The sequence below is a fragment of the Streptomyces sp. NPDC050549 genome (assembly GCF_040655035.1).
In the GTDB taxonomy this organism is placed as follows: domain Bacteria; phylum Actinomycetota; class Actinomycetes; order Streptomycetales; family Streptomycetaceae; genus Streptomyces.
On record NZ_JBFAJD010000008.1, the window covers coordinates 20,191 to 33,818 of the forward strand.

Annotated in this window: 13 protein-coding genes; 6 read left to right on the top strand and 7 right to left on the bottom strand. The window is 71.1% G+C overall.

Annotated features, from left to right (window positions below; translation table 11 throughout):
• Positions 1–80 precede the first annotated feature (80 nt).
• The 3 genes from AB0I51_RS14085 to AB0I51_RS14095 all read left to right on the top strand — a co-directional run bounded on the left by AB0I51_RS14085 (position 81) and on the right by AB0I51_RS14095 (position 3,377).
• Positions 81–1,004 carry a class I SAM-dependent methyltransferase gene (locus tag AB0I51_RS14085; RefSeq protein WP_362974720.1) on the top strand — a complete coding sequence of 308 codons (924 nt, stop codon included), beginning with the start codon at positions 81–83 and terminating at the stop codon, positions 1,002–1,004.
• A 120-nt stretch (positions 1,005–1,124) separates the two neighbouring features.
• A complete protein-coding gene (locus AB0I51_RS14090; RefSeq protein WP_362974722.1) occupies positions 1,125–2,318 on the top strand; it encodes a 4-hydroxybenzoate 3-monooxygenase in 1,194 nt (397 codons plus the stop codon).
• A gap of 171 nt (positions 2,319–2,489) precedes the next feature.
• Positions 2,490–3,377 (top strand): Bax inhibitor-1/YccA family protein, encoded by an 888-nt coding sequence (locus AB0I51_RS14095; RefSeq protein ID WP_362974724.1) that lies wholly within the window; start codon positions 2,490–2,492, stop codon positions 3,375–3,377.
• Between the two features lie 88 nt (positions 3,378–3,465).
• On the opposite strand, the gene AB0I51_RS14100 is transcribed toward AB0I51_RS14095, so the two are convergent.
• A complete protein-coding gene (locus AB0I51_RS14100; protein ID WP_026178224.1) occupies positions 3,466–3,696 on the bottom strand; it encodes a DUF4287 domain-containing protein in 231 nt (76 codons plus the stop codon).
• Positions 3,697–3,798: 102 nt separating this feature from the next.
• Between AB0I51_RS14100 and AB0I51_RS14105 the strand changes: the two genes are divergently transcribed.
• Positions 3,799–4,110, top strand: coding sequence for a hypothetical protein (locus AB0I51_RS14105; RefSeq protein WP_362974726.1), 312 nt, complete (start codon positions 3,799–3,801; stop codon positions 4,108–4,110).
• A 114-nt stretch (positions 4,111–4,224) separates the two neighbouring features.
• On the opposite strand, the gene AB0I51_RS14110 is transcribed toward AB0I51_RS14105, so the two are convergent.
• From AB0I51_RS14110 to AB0I51_RS14120, 3 genes are all read right to left on the bottom strand, one after another.
• Entirely contained in the window at positions 4,225–5,004 is a 780-nt protein-coding gene (locus AB0I51_RS14110; RefSeq protein ID WP_362975151.1) for a hypothetical protein, read from the bottom strand.
• 283 nt (positions 5,005–5,287) lie between these two features.
• Complete coding sequence (locus tag AB0I51_RS14115) at positions 5,288–6,508, bottom strand: acetyl-CoA C-acetyltransferase (RefSeq protein WP_362974728.1); 1,221 nt, start codon at positions 6,506–6,508, stop codon at positions 5,288–5,290.
• 351 nt (positions 6,509–6,859) lie between these two features.
• A complete protein-coding gene (locus AB0I51_RS14120; RefSeq protein ID WP_362974730.1) occupies positions 6,860–7,897 on the bottom strand; it encodes an SGNH/GDSL hydrolase family protein in 1,038 nt (345 codons plus the stop codon).
• Positions 7,898–8,045: 148 nt separating this feature from the next.
• On the opposite strand from AB0I51_RS14120, the gene AB0I51_RS14125 reads away from it, so the two are divergent.
• Positions 8,046–9,437, top strand: a complete 1,392-nt coding sequence (locus tag AB0I51_RS14125; protein WP_362974732.1) for a cystathionine beta-synthase — start codon at positions 8,046–8,048, stop codon at positions 9,435–9,437.
• 348 nt (positions 9,438–9,785) lie between these two features.
• On the opposite strand, the gene AB0I51_RS14130 is transcribed toward AB0I51_RS14125, so the two are convergent.
• Complete coding sequence (locus tag AB0I51_RS14130) at positions 9,786–10,640, bottom strand: helix-turn-helix transcriptional regulator (RefSeq protein WP_362974734.1); 855 nt, start codon at positions 10,638–10,640, stop codon at positions 9,786–9,788.
• A 151-nt stretch (positions 10,641–10,791) separates the two neighbouring features.
• On the opposite strand from AB0I51_RS14130, the gene AB0I51_RS14135 reads away from it, so the two are divergent.
• Positions 10,792–11,553, top strand: a complete 762-nt coding sequence (locus tag AB0I51_RS14135; RefSeq protein ID WP_362974736.1) for an SDR family oxidoreductase — start codon at positions 10,792–10,794, stop codon at positions 11,551–11,553.
• 9 nt (positions 11,554–11,562) lie between these two features.
• On the opposite strand, the gene AB0I51_RS14140 is transcribed toward AB0I51_RS14135, so the two are convergent.
• A complete protein-coding gene (locus tag AB0I51_RS14140) occupies positions 11,563–11,994 on the bottom strand; it encodes a hypothetical protein (RefSeq protein ID WP_362975153.1) in 432 nt (143 codons plus the stop codon).
• Positions 11,995–12,013: 19 nt separating this feature from the next.
• Positions 12,014–13,603: a SulP family inorganic anion transporter gene (locus AB0I51_RS14145; protein ID WP_362974738.1), complete on the bottom strand. Its 1,590-nt coding sequence runs from the start codon at positions 13,601–13,603 to the stop codon at positions 12,014–12,016.
• Between the last annotated feature and the right edge of the window lie 25 nt (positions 13,604–13,628).

A 13,628-nucleotide genomic window follows, 5' to 3' on the forward strand; every position in this document is an offset into this window, starting at 1 on the left:
ACCCGTCACCGGACGGGCCCTGTCCGAAGCGCGGGAAAACCGGTGGAGTGGCCGGAGGACCGGTCCGTACCGTGCTCGGGGTGACCTATCTGAGCCCCCTGGGATATCTGCTGGGCGTCGAGGGCGCCGCTCTGCTCCGCGGCTTCCGGGAGGGAAGCGCCGACCGGGCGTTCGTCGAGGCCCGGATCGCCGAGATCCGCACCCTGCTGGACACACCCGCCCTCGCGCACGCCGAGGGGGTCACGGCGGAACCGGGTACGGTCGGCACGGCCGAGGTCTACCAGGACTGGGCACCGCACTACGACGCCCCCGGCAACGGCATGATCGACGTCGAACAGCCCGTCGTCCGGCGCGTCCTGGACGGCCTGCCCGTCGGCACGGCACTGGACGCGGCCTGCGGAACCGGCCGCCACACCGCCCACCTGCATGAACTCGGCCACCGGGTCGTCGGCGTCGACGCCTCGCCGGACATGCTCGCCCGGGCCCGCGAGCGCCTGCCGGACGTCGACTTCCATCAGGCCGACCTGCACCGGCTGCCGCTTCCGGACGATGCGGTCGACACCGTCGTGTGCGCGCTCGCCCTGACCCACGTCCCCGAACTGGCGCCGGTGCTAAGGGAGTTCGCGCGCGTCCTGCGCCCCGGCGGACACCTCGTCGTCTCGGACGCCCACCTGCTGGCGTCCTATCTCCGGCCGACCCTGCCCCGCCGCCCCGGCCCGGACGGCCGTCCGTCCCTCCTCGACGAGTACCACCGCCCGCTCAGCGCTTACCTCGCCGCGGCCCTCCCGCTGGGATTCCAGGTCCGCAGCTGTGAGGAACCCCGGCGCCCCCGCCGCTCCCTCACCCCCGCCGTCGCCCCGGACCCGCTCCCGGCCCACCCGTCCTGGGACCTGCATCACTGGTGCCCGGAAGCGTCGGCCGCGGCCCTGGAGGATTCCCCGCTCGCGGTCGTCTGGCACTTCCAGCTCGACACCACCCGAAAGGGCTCGCCCTCCAACCGTTGACAGTCCGGCCCGGCCGGTCGGAGACTGAGACGGCCAGATAGGTGAAGTAAACTTCACTATGCGAACGCGCCATCATGTGGGCACACGTCAGTGAACGACCCGCGCTCGAAGGGACCCCCGATGCGTACCACCGTCGGCATCATCGGAGCCGGCCCCGCCGGACTCCTCCTCGCCCGGCTGCTGCACAACGCCGGAATCGACTCGGTCGTCCTGGAGAGCCGGGACCGGGAGTACGTCGAGCACCGGCAGCGGGCCGGAATCCTGGAGCAGGGGACCGTCGACGTGCTGCGGGCGGCCGGGGCCGGGGAGCGGATGGACCGGGAGGGGCTGCGGCACGACGGGATCGAGCTGCGGTTCGACCGGAAGCGGCACCGGGTGGACTTCCCGGCCCTCACCGGTGGCCGCAGCGTGATGGTCTACGCGCAGACCGAGGTGTGCAAGGACCTGATCGCCCTTCAACTCGCGGGCGGCGGACCGCTGTTGTTCGAGGCCGAGGCGCTCGCGGTGGAGGGCGCGGACAGCGAGAGCCCGCGCGTCCGGTTCCGGCAGCACGGCCGCGAGGACATCCTCGACTGTGACTACGTCGTCGGCTGCGACGGCTTCTGGGGCATCGCCCGCACCGCGATCCCCGCCGAGCTGTCCCGCGTCTTCGAACGGTCGTACCCCTACGCCTGGCTCGGCATCCTCGCCGACGTCGCGCCCTCCCACGACGAGCTCGTCTACGCCCGCCACGACCGCGGCTTCGCCCTCCTCTCCATGCGCTCCCCGTCCGTCTCCCGCCTCTACCTCCAGGTGGAGGAGGGCGCGGACGCCGAGAGCTGGAGCGACGACGTGATCTGGGACGAGCTGGAGCGCCGGTTCGAGACGGAGGACGGCTGGACGCTCGACCGCGGGCCCATCACCCAGAAGTCGGTCACCCCCATGCGCTCCTACGTCCACGAACCCATGCGGCACGGCCGGCTCTTCCTCGCCGGCGACGCCGCGCACATCGTGCCGCCCACCGGAGCCAAGGGCCTCAACCTCGCCGTCGGTGACGTCGTCACCCTCGCGCGGGCACTGACGTACAAGAAGAAGACGGGGAGCGAGGAGCGGCTCGACGCCTACTCCGCGACCTGTCTGCGGAGGGTGTGGCAGGCCGAGCGGTTCTCCTACGACATGACGAGCCTTCTGCACCGCGCGCCCGACGCGACACCCTTCGAGGGGCGGCTCCAGCTGGCCCGCCTGGAGCGGATCGCGTCCTCGCGGGCCGCCGAGACGGATCTCGCGGAGGCGTACACCGGATTCCCTCTGGATGAACCGGTTGAACAGGGATAAGGGCCTTCCAAGCCGGGCGTCACGGGTTGGTACCAGTGTTCACAGGGGGTGCGGTCCACCGCGTACCTTGGCAGGACGAGGGGAAGATCCTCCCCAAGAGGTAGGGTCAAACTTTTGCCTACCTATTACTCTTGAGGCCAAGGCCGCGCGAGGCGGCCATGGAGGAGTGAAATGAGGAGCAGAAACCCGGTCTTCTCGCGACGGGGGTTCAGCCGCGACAACGGCTACGCGGGCTTCAACACCGCGCCGCAGGCCGGGGGCCCCGCCGTGGGCACGCAGGGCAACCCGTACGCGGGGGGCAACCCCTACGCGCAGAACCCTTACGCCCAGCAGGACCTTCAGCAGGGCGCACCGCCCCAGGCCCCGGCCACCACCGGCCGGATGACCATGGACGACGTCGTCCAGCGCACCGGCACCACCCTCGGCACCCTGATCGTCACGGCCGCGCTCGCCTGGGTGCTGCTCCCGGTCGACGACGCCAACATCGGCCGTTCCTACGGCATCGGGATCGGCGCCGCGCTGGTCGCGATGGTGCTGGCGTTCGTCCAGTCCTTCAAGCGCAAGCCCGTCCCCGCGCTGATCCTGTCGTACGCAGCACTGGAAGGCGTCTTCCTCGGCGTCGTCTCCAGCGTCGTCGACAACCGCATCGCGAGCGGCGCGGCCATGCAGGCCGTGATCGGCACGATGGCGGTCTTCGCCGGTGTGCTCATCGCGTACCGCGCGGGCTGGATCCGCGTCAACCGCCGCTTCTACGGCTTCGTGATGGCCGCCGCGCTCGGTTTCGTGCTGCTGATGGCGGTCAACCTGCTGTTCGCGGTGTTCGGCGGCGGTGACGGCCTCGGCTTCCGCAGCGGCCCGCTCGGCATCTTCTTCGGCATCGTCGGCATCATCCTCGGTGCCTGCTTCCTCGCCCTGGACTTCAAGCAGGTCGAGGACGGCATCGCGTACGGCGCCCCGAAGGAAGAGGCGTGGCTCGCGGCCTTCGGCCTCACGCTGACGCTGGTGTGGATCTACATGGAGTTCCTGCGGATCATCGCGATCCTCAACAGCAACGACTAGCCGACGGCAGGCTGATCCGCGAAAGGGCCCCGGGTTCGTTCCCGGGGCCCTTCGTCATGTCCGTGGTGGGTCGGTCTGTGGTGCGCGCCTAGAGCAGTTTGCGCGCGGCCCTCCTCAGGTCGTACTCGTGAATGATCGCCTTGGCGTGGCCGTATGCGAGGTCGTGCTCGGCGCGGAGCCAGCTGACCTTCTCCTCGAAACGGAAGAGGGCGGGGCCTTCGTCGACGGTGCGCAGCCAGTCGGACACTTCACGACCGGTGCAGTGGGGGATGCGGGCGAGCAGGTTGCGGTGGGTCTCCTGGGAGAACACTTGGGACATCGGCGCCTCCGGACGCATGGGGTGTAAGCCGGTCCTTCAAGTCACCGTGCCTGAGCGTTCGCCCGTTGGCAACAGTCCGGGTGCGGCGCGTAGTCTCGCGGCGTGGTGGATACGACGCGGTTGACTCAAGCGGTGGATCACTTCGCGGACCGGCTCAGGGCTGCGCCGCAGAGCCGTCTGCAACGGGGCGCCGCCGCGGAGGCGCTGGCGCTGGCCAGGGAGTTTGCCCTGTGGGCGCAGCGGGTTGAGGATCCCCTGGGGGTGCCTCGGGAGATGCCGGACGCGGGGATGTTCGCGGCCGCCGATCAAATCAGCGTGGCTGTGCACGACTTGGCGGTCGTGTTGGTGAACGACGCCGAAGTCGATGAGGCGCTCGGGTTGGTCGCGGAGGCGCAGAAGAGGGCGGGGGTCTGAGGTGCGCCTGCGGGTGCGTTGTGGCCGGCCGCGCAGTTCCCCGCGCCCGTGGAATGCGTTTGCAGGGGAGCGGGGAACTGCGCGACCAGCCCCCACTCACCCGCAGGCGACAGATCAGAGTGACGCTATGACCCTGTCCGCCAGGATGTACACGTTCTCCTCGCCGCACGCGAACGTCAGCGTGTAGGCGCCGGAGACACCCGAGCCGCCCAGGAGGAACGGGGTCTCGCCGGCGCGGAGGGCCGCTGCGAGGCGTTCGGCGGTTTCGCGGTGGCCCGGGGTCATGCAGAGGGTAGTGCCGTCGACGAAGACGTAGACGTCGAGCGTGCCGAGCGGGCCCGGGCGCACGTCGGCCAGTTCCACGGCGGACTCGGCCAGTTCCTCCAGCGTGGCGACCGTGCGTTCGTGGTCGTTCGCGACCGGTGACTGGGCCGGGACGAAGTCCGGGTGGGACGGGTGGCGGCGGCGCGCGGCGGCCAGTTCGGGGGAGTCACCGGCGAACTCCTCGGGCTCCGTGAACGGCTCGGTCACCGGCTCCAGCGGTTCGAGGCCCGCGAAGTCGCTCTGGCGGGGCATGAACAGCTCGCTGTCGGGCAGACCCAGCAGGGTCGGCACCTCGGTGTCGCGGGCTTCCTGGGCGGCCCAGAAGGCCCGCGCCTCGGCCAGCTCCCGCTCCCGCTCCTCGGCCAGCGCCTCGGCCACGGCGGCGCGTATCTCGTCCGCGTCGGCGTGGTTGCGGGCGGCGGGCACGAGCGCCCGTACGGCGGCGGCCCGGCTCTCGGCCAGTTCGGTGTGCAGGTCCGCCACCTGTCGACGGAGCACCAAGAGGGTGCGCAGGACGGCGACGCCCACGGCGCCTGTGGCGGCCGTGGTGAGCAGCAAAGCGATCGGCATGGCGCTCACTGACGTACTCCCGGTTCAAAGTCGACCCCCGACTTCCTACATCAGCTTGAAGGGCGGACTATCCAGCTGTCAGTGCGTAACGTCACGAAACGGGCAGGACTTTGGACCCGATGTTTGGTGGTGAAACGGCCCTGACCTGGGGAAATGCATCTCCGAAGGGAGATAGGTCACATCCTGGGGGAGATTGGATCACAAATCGGCCCAGAACCCAGGTGGTTACTGGGTTCCGGGCCCGAGGGTGACGCAAAGTTCCCGTACGGCTACGGGGAGTTGGTCAGCTGAGACGCTCGATGACCATCGCCATGCCCTGGCCGCCGCCGACGCACATCGTCTCCAGACCGAACTGCTTGTCGTGGAACTGGAGGGAGTTGATCAGCGTGCCGGTGATGCGGGCGCCGGTCATGCCGAAGGGGTGGCCGACGGCGATGGCGCCGCCGTTCACGTTCAGCTTCTCCAGCGGGATGTTCAGGTCGCGGTAGGACGGGATCACCTGGGCGGCGAACGCCTCGTTGATCTCGAACAGGTCGATGTCGTCGACGGTGAGACCGGCGCGGCCCAGCGCCTGCTTCGACGCCTCGACCGGGCCGAGGCCCATGATCTCGGGGGAGAGGCCGGAGACACCCGTCGACACGATCCGCGCCAGCGGGGTCAGGCCCAGCTCGCGGGCCTTGGTGTCGCTCATGATGACGACCGCGGCGGCGCCGTCGTTCAGCGGGCAGCAGTTGCCGGCCGTGACCAGGCCGTCGGGGCGGAAGACCGGCTTGAGGCCGGAGACGCCCTCCAGGGTGACGCCGGCGCGCGGACCGTCGTCCTTGCTGACGACCGTGCCGTCCGGCAGCGTGACCGGGGTGATCTCGCGCTCCCAGAAGCCGTTCTTGATGGCTTCCTCGGCGAGGTTCTGCGAGCGGACGCCGAACTCGTCCATGTCCTGGCGGGTGACGCCCTTGATCCGGGCGAGGTTCTCGGCGGTCTGGCCCATCGCGATGTACGGGTCGGGGAGCAGGCCGTCCTCGCGCGGGTCGTGCCAGGTGGAGCCCTCGGACGCGGCGGTGGCGGCGGTGCGGGCCTGGGCCTCGGCGAAGATCGGGTTGGTGGTTTCCGGGAGGCCGTCCGAGCTGCCCTTGGCGTAGCGGGAGACCATCTCGACACCGGCCGAGATGAAGACGTCGCCCTCGCCGGCCTTGATGGCGTGCAGGGCCATACGGCTGGTCTGCAGCGACGAGGAACAGTAACGGGTGATCGTGCAGCCGGGCAGGTGGTCCATGCCCATCTGCACGGCGACGATCCGGCCGAGGTTGTAGCCCTGCTCGCCGCCGGGGAGGCCGCAGCCGAGCATCAGGTCCTCGATGAGTGCGGGGTCCAGTTCGGGGATCTTCGCCAGGGCGGCCTGGATGATCGTGGCGGTGAGGTCGTCGGGGCGCAGGTCCTTGAGGGAGCCCTTGACGGCGCGGCCGATGGGGGAGCGGGCGGTCGAGACGATGACGGCTTCGGGCATCACGGCTCCATTGGCGTATCTACGGTGTGATGTGCAGGGCTCCCTGGGAAGTTACCCGTACGTATGGCGCAGGTCACGGGGATCGCTGTGTGACCCTGACCGCAGTTTTCTAAGCGCTTGCTTGGGCCTCCGGCGGCAGAGCGGGCCGGTGGTGCGGGTGGGTCGAGGCGGACGTCCCAAGGGGCTCCGCCTCCTGGACCCCCGACCTCTGCCCACCCACCACCCGACTCGGTGGGTCGAGAAGTGCGCCAACCCCCAGCACGTCCGGCGGACGACTGGCGCGGGCCGGCAGAGGCGGGCGTCCCTGGGGGCTGTGTCCCCGGACCCCCATCGGCCTGAACGGCCTCGTCCTCAGACGCCGGACGAGCTGGAGGGTGCCGCCTCCGGCTCCGGGACCCGGCGTCGCTTCCGCCGCTTCAGCAATGCCCACGGCCCCCGAGGCCCGGTCGGCATGGCCGCCGTGACCTCCGTGCCCGGCTCCGAAGCCGCCTCCGCCGCCGCTCGTGCCACCGGCAGGAAGCCCTCGCGGCGGGACGCGTCCGGGCGGTCCTCCTCCGCCGGCCAGAGGCCCAGGGCGGCGCAGACGGTCGGCAGGACCGCCATCGCCGCCGTCGCGTACCCCTCCGCCGAGGGGTGGAAGTTGTCCGGGCCGAACAGCTCGCGCGGGTTCGCCGCGAACTCGGGGCCGAGCAGGTCGCCCAGCGACACCGTGCGCCCGCCCTGTTCGACCGTGCCGATCGTCTGGGCCGCCGCCAGCTGCCGGGAGGCCCGGCGGGCCAGCCAGCGCAATGGCTGCTGGACCTGCTCCACCGTGCCGAGGTCGGGACAGGTGCCGACGACCACCTCGGCACCGGCCGTGCGCAGCCGCCGTACCGTCGCCGAGAGGTGCCGGACCGATCTGGTCGGATGCATGCGGTGGGTGACGTCGTTCGCGCCGACCATGATCACGCAGACGTCGGGGACCCGGGAGGTGTCCGCGAGGGCGAGGGCCACCTGGCGGTCCAGGTCGTCGGACTGGGCGCCCGGGAGGGCCACGTTGTGCAGTTCGACCGGGCGTTCGGCGACCGCCGCGAGGCCGGACGCCAGCAGCGCGCCCGGGGTCTGGGCCGCCCGGTGCACGCCCTGGCCGGCGGCCGTGGAGTCGCCGAGCATGGTCAGCCGCAGCGGAGGTTCACCAGGGGTGTCGTAGACATGTCCGTACCGGCCGTCGGCGCTCGGCACATGGTTGCTGCCCGGGCCATGGCCGTTGCCCACATGTCGTTTCACGAAGCGCACCTCGGCCAGCACCAGGCCGACGGCCGCCGCGCCCACCAGTCCGACCCCGCCACCGCCGTACGCCGCACCGGCCGCGATCCGCCGGGCCACCCGCGCCCTCGACATCCTCGTCATACGTCGCCGCCACCTCCTCGTAGCCGTCATCCACTCCTTGCCCCGAACAGCCCGTCGCCCAATCTCAACAGGCGGTGAACGCCATTTGTGGGCCTTAGGCTGGCGGGACCAATCACGACCACTTCTTTTGCAGCAACCGGAGACAACGGTGCAATTCCACGACTCGATGATCAGCCTCGTCGGCAACACCCCGCTGGTGAGGCTCAACAGCGTGACCGCGGGCATCCAGGCGACCGTTCTGGCCAAGGTGGAGTACTTCAACCCCGGCGGGAGCGTGAAGGACCGCATCGCCCTGCGCATGATCGAGGCGGCGGAGCAGAGCGGCGCGCTCAAGCCGGGCGGCACCATCGTCGAGCCGACCAGCGGCAACACCGGCGTCGGCCTGGCCATCGTGGCCCAGCAGAAGGGGTACCACTGCATCTTCGTGTGCCCCGACAAGGTGTCCACCGACAAGATCAACGTGCTGCGCGCGTACGGCGCCGAAGTGGTCGTGTGCCCCACCGCCGTGGACCCCGAGCACCCGGACTCGTACTACAACGTCTCCGACCGCCTGGTCCGCGAGACGCCGGGCGCCTGGAAGCCCGACCAGTACTCCAACCCCAACAACCCGCTCTCCCACTACCACTCGACCGGCCCCGAGCTCTGGGAGCAGACCGAGGGGAAGATCACCCACTTCGTGGCGGGCGTCGGCACCGGCGGCACCATCTCCGGCACCGGGCGCTACCTGAAGGACGTCAGCGACGGCAGGGTCCAGGTCATCGGCGCCGACCCCGAGGGCTCCGTCTACTCCGGCGGCTCCGGGCGGCCGTATCTCGTCGAGGGCGTCGGTGAGGACTTCTGGCCGACCGCCTACGACCGGACCGTCGCGGACGAGATCGTCGCCGTGTCCGACAAGGACTCCTTCCAGATGACCCGCCGGCTCGCCAAGGAGGAGGGGCTGCTCGTCGGCGGCTCCTGCGGGATGGCGGTCGTGGCCGCGCTGCGGGTCGCGGAGCGGCTGGGCCCGGACGACGTGGTCGTGGTCCTGCTGCCCGACAGCGGGCGCGGGTACCTGAGCAAGATCTTCAACGACGAGTGGATGGCCGACTACGGCTTCCTGGAGGACGAGGGCCCCAGCGCCCGCGTCGCCGACGTCCTCAACGACAAGGTGCACGGCGCCATCCCGTCCCTCGTGCACATGCACCCGGACGAGACCGTCGGCCAGGCCATCGAGGTGCTGCGCGAGTACGGCGTCTCGCAGATGCCGATCGTGAAGCCGGGCGCCGGCCACCCGGACGTCATGGCGGCCGAGGTCGTCGGCTCGGTCGTCGAACGGGAGCTGCTGGACGCCCTGTTCACCCAGCGCGCCTCCCTCTCCGACCCGCTGGAGAAGCACATGTCGGCCCCGCTGCCGCAGGTCGGTTCCGGTGAGCCGGTGGGCGACCTGATGACCGTGCTGGGCGCGGCCGACGCCGCGATCGTCCTGGTCGAGGGCAAGCCGACCGGTGTCATCAGCCGGCAGGACCTGCTGTCCTTCCTCGCCAAGAGCGGGAAGCAGTAGCAAAACGTCCGGTGAACGGGTCGTGACGGCGGCGACTTTGCGGTTGCCTACCGAAACGGTGGACTTCTCGGAAGTGGTACGAGCGCGTCACGTCCACGCAGCACCCGCTTAACACGGGTACGGCAGATTAGTGGATGTCGGCAGGCGGGAGCGGCTCCCCGCCTCGCCGGCACAAAAACGGCGTCACGGACCTCCGGAGCGGCTCCCGGACCTCCACCGACGCCTAGGACGCGCACGCCCGGCCCTGACCCGGCACGCGTCCCTCGCGGGGACCGCCGTCGTCCCGCCCTCCCGGCAACGGGGGGTGCGGCGGTCCCCGCGCATAGCTTTTTTCCGCGGGCGCATCGTCTACGACGCCGTCGTCGCCCAACTTCCCAGCAGCGCAAGCCGCTCGTACGTCTCCGAACCCGGCTCCGGCGTGTAGACCACGAGCGTCTGCGTCAACTCTCCCGGTACCGCGAGTGTTTCGTACGGCAGGGTCAGCAGGCCCGCGACCGGGTGCCGGACGCGCTTCACGCCGTAGGCGCACTCCTTGACCTCGTGGTCGGCCCACAGGCGGCGGAAGTCCTCGCTGCGCAGGGAGAGTTCACCGACGAGGGCGTTCAGTTCCGGGTCGTCCCCCTCGCGACCGGAGGTCACCCGCAGATTCGCGACGGCCTGTGCGGCCACCGCGGCCCAGTCCGGGTAGAGGTCGCGCGAGGCCGGGTCGAGGAAGACATGGCGCGGGATGTTGCGGACGGCGGCGGGCATGGCGCTGAAACCGCTGAGCGCGTCGGCGAGGGCGTTCCAGGCGAGCACGTCCATCCGGGGGCCCAGCACGAAGGCGGGCATACGGTCCATGCCGTCGAGCAGGACCTGAACACCGGGGCGGACGCGGGCAGTCGGCGTCCGCTCCTTCTTCCCTCGGTGAGGGCGGGCCACCGTACGCAAGTAGGCGTGTTCCGTCTCGTCCAGGCGCAGGACGCGGGCGATCGCGTCGAGCACCGCGTCCGAGACTCCCCCGGACTTCGTCCGGGAGGGGCCTCCAGTCCCGCGCCCCTGCTCCAGCCTGATGTAGTAGTCGACGCTCACCCCGGCCAGCTGCGCGACCTCCTCGCGGCGCAGCCCGGGGACCCGACGGCGTCCGTACGAGGCCAGCCCCACCTCCTCGGGCTGGATCCGAGCACGGCGTGAGCGCAGGAAGTCTCCGATGTCCCCGTCCATGGGTTCGATGGTAGGCCGGTCGCGGATTTCCAACCTGGTACTGGCAGACCCAGGAAAAACGCATCCCTGGGTAGGGCCCTCGGGGCGGCGCACGGTGGTGGACGTCGCCGGGGAAGTGCCCCGGCGACGTCCACCTACCGAGGAGCACTTCATGTCGTACGAGAATCTGGCCGGCCGTACCGCCGTGGTCACCGGGGCCGCCAGCGGCATCGGGCAGGCGATTGCCGTTCAACTGGCCGCGAACGGGGCGCGGGTGGCGCTGCTGGCCCGGCGCGGGGAGCGGCTGGACGCGATCGCCGGGAAGATCCGGGCCGACGGGGGACAGGCCCTCGCCGTCGTCGCCGACGTCACCGACGACGCGGCCGTGGAGGCCGCCGCCGAGCTGGTCCATGAGACGTTCGGGCCCGTCGACCTGGTCGTCAACGCCGCCGGTGTCATGCTGCCGCACCCTGTCGACGACGGGCGGATCGACGAGTGGCGCCGGATGCTCGACACCAACGTGACCGGAGTGCTGCGTGTCGTCCGCGCCTTCACCGGGGACCTGGTGGCGGCCGCGGGGGAGGGCCGTAGCGCGGACCTGGTCAACATCTCGTCGGTCGGCGCGCACCTCACGTTCCCCACCTACGCCGTGTACGGCGCGACCAAGGCCGCCGTCACCTATCTCTCCCAGTCGCTGCGCACCGAGCTCGGGCCCCGCGACGTACGGGTCACCAACATCGAACCGGGCCTGACCGAAACCGAGTTGGGGACCCACCTCGGCAGTGAGGAGATGGCCCGCCAACTGGACGAGATGTTCGGGGCGTTGGGCGGGCTGTCCGCCGAGGAGGTCGCCGATGTCGTGGCCTACGCGGCGAGCCGTGCCCGGCATGTCAACCTGCGGCAGATCATGGTGCTGCCGACCCGCCAGGCGTGACCGGAGTGGTCAGTCCTCCCACTCGCTGTCCTGGGAGGACTTGTGGCGCCGGCCGCCGAACAGCCCCGGATTGGTGCGTGCGGCCTGGACGGCGTTGACGCCGACGATGCCGGCCCACGCCACCAGGAGGCCGGGGAGGTGGGCGATGCCGCCGCCGATCGCGGAGAGCGGGATCGCCAGGACCATCGAGACGATGCCGAAGCCGAAGCGCTCCCCCCAGGAGTCGGTCGGTTTCGGCCCGCCTCGTGAGCCGCGGGCGACCACCATCTGCTGCTCGGCCATCTGCCGGCGCACCCGGCGCTCCACCGCTCCGTCGATGCGCTGGTCGACCTTCTCCAGGAACGAGTCGACCAGCGCCGACTCGTACTCGTCGCCCAGCTCCCTGCGCGCCTGCAGGGTGGCGTTGAGTTCCTTCTTGAGTTCGGCGTCGTGCGAGTCCATTCCCGTCATGCGACTCAGATTAGGGAGCGGTCGCGCCCGCTGCACTGGGGATAGCCCCCCTGTTCGGATTCGGGTTCACCGGGAGTACCCCGAGCGACTCCAGCACCTTGCGGTGACCGTGCTCCACACCCGTGATCCGGACCTCGATACCCCGGTCGTGCAGCTCGCCCACCGCCTCCTTCAGCGCCAGCGCGCCCGTCGCGTCGACCGCCGTGAGACCTGACAGTCGTAGGTCTACGGTCGTCACGTCCCGCACATCCGCCAGGCTGCGGCGGAAGCGGTGGGCGGCGGCGAAGAGGAGCGGGCCCTCGAAGCGGTACGTCACCGTGCCGGAGGTGTCGGGGAGTTCGGCAGGGGTGAGGCTCGTGCCGCGCATCGCCGCGCGCAGGGCCAGCAGCACCGAGACGCCCAGGCCGATCAGGACCGCGCGCACCAGGTCGAGGGCGAGGGTGCCGACCGCGGTGAGGACCAGGACCAGGGCGTCCCCGTGCGTCGAGCGGGCCATCGCGCGGACCGCGTCCGTCTCCACCATGCGGACCGCCGTCGCCAGCAGCACTCCGGCCAGCGCGGCCAGGGGGATACGGCCCACCAGCGGGGCGGCGACCGCGACGATCCCGGCGAGGATCACGGCGTGCGCGAGGGCGGCCAGCCGGGAGGCGGCGCCGGTGCGGACGTTGACCGCGGTACGCGCGATCGCGCCCGTCGCCGGGACACCGCCGAAGAGCGGGGCCGCGAGGTTGGCGATGCCCTGGCCGAAGAGTTCCTTGCCGGGGTCGTGGCGCTCGCCGGGGCGCATCGCGTCCGCGACGGAGGCGGACAGGAGGGATTCCAGGGCGGCCAGTGCGGCGACCGCCGCGGCGGGGAGGAGGAGGGTCGGGACTCGGGAGACGTCCAGGAAGGCGAGGGAGGGGGCGGGGAGCGAGGACGGGAGGCTGCCGAGGCGGGTGACGTGCAGGTGCAGGGCCTCGGCCACGACGGTCGCCACGCCGACGGCCGCCAGGGAGAAGGGAACCGTCGGTTTCCAGCGCGCCCCGGCCAGCATCAGCGCGGCCGAGCCGAGGGCGAGGAGGAGGGCCGCCCAGTGCGGGGTCGCGTCGAACTCCTCGGCCGCGCGGGCCGCCACCACCGCCACCTGGTCACCGGCCGGAGTGGGCACGCCCAGCGCCGACGGCACCTGCTGGAGCCCGATCACGCACGCGATGCCGATGGTGAAACCGGCGATCACCGGTGCGGGGACGTACGCCATCGCCGTTCCCGCGCGGGCGAAGGCGAGCACGAGGAGCATGACGCCGGAGATCAGCCCGACCGTGAGGACGCCGTTCGCGCCGTACTCGTGGACGATCGGGACGAGCACGACCGTCATCGCGCCGGTCGGCCCGCTGACCTGGCGCGCGGAGCCGCCGAACAGCGCGGCGAACGAGCCCGCGACGATCGCGGTGATCAGGCCGGAGGCCGCGCCGAGACCGGACGTCACCCCGAAACCGAGGGCGAGCGGGAGTGCCACGACGGCGACCGTGAGGCCGCAGAGCAGGTCGCGGCGCGGGGCGCGGGTCATCGTACGGAAATCGGCGGGGGAGGGCAGGACGGAGAGCACGCCGTTCATGGGCATGGGCACGGGTTTCTCTGCAGAGGGG

Coding starts and splice junctions, on each gene's coding strand:
- AB0I51_RS14090 (WP_362974722.1), top strand. CDS start 1,125: ATGCGTACCACCGTCGGCATCATCGGAGCCGGCCCCGCCGGACTCCTC.
- AB0I51_RS14095 (WP_362974724.1), top strand. CDS start 2,490: ATGAGGAGCAGAAACCCGGTCTTCTCGCGACGGGGGTTCAGCCGCGAC.
- AB0I51_RS14100 (WP_026178224.1), bottom strand. CDS start 3,696: ATGTCCCAAGTGTTCTCCCAGGAGACCCACCGCAACCTGCTCGCCCGC.
- AB0I51_RS14110 (WP_362975151.1), bottom strand. CDS start 5,004: ATGCCGATCGCTTTGCTGCTCACCACGGCCGCCACAGGCGCCGTGGGC.
- AB0I51_RS14115 (WP_362974728.1), bottom strand. CDS start 6,508: ATGCCCGAAGCCGTCATCGTCTCGACCGCCCGCTCCCCCATCGGCCGC.
- AB0I51_RS14120 (WP_362974730.1), bottom strand. CDS start 7,897: ATGACGAGGATGTCGAGGGCGCGGGTGGCCCGGCGGATCGCGGCCGGT.
- AB0I51_RS14130 (WP_362974734.1), bottom strand. CDS start 10,640: ATGGACGGGGACATCGGAGACTTCCTGCGCTCACGCCGTGCTCGGATC.
- AB0I51_RS14135 (WP_362974736.1), top strand. CDS start 10,792: ATGTCGTACGAGAATCTGGCCGGCCGTACCGCCGTGGTCACCGGGGCC.
- AB0I51_RS14140 (WP_362975153.1), bottom strand. CDS start 11,994: ATGGACTCGCACGACGCCGAACTCAAGAAGGAACTCAACGCCACCCTG.
- AB0I51_RS14145 (WP_362974738.1), bottom strand. CDS start 13,603: ATGCCCATGAACGGCGTGCTCTCCGTCCTGCCCTCCCCCGCCGATTTC.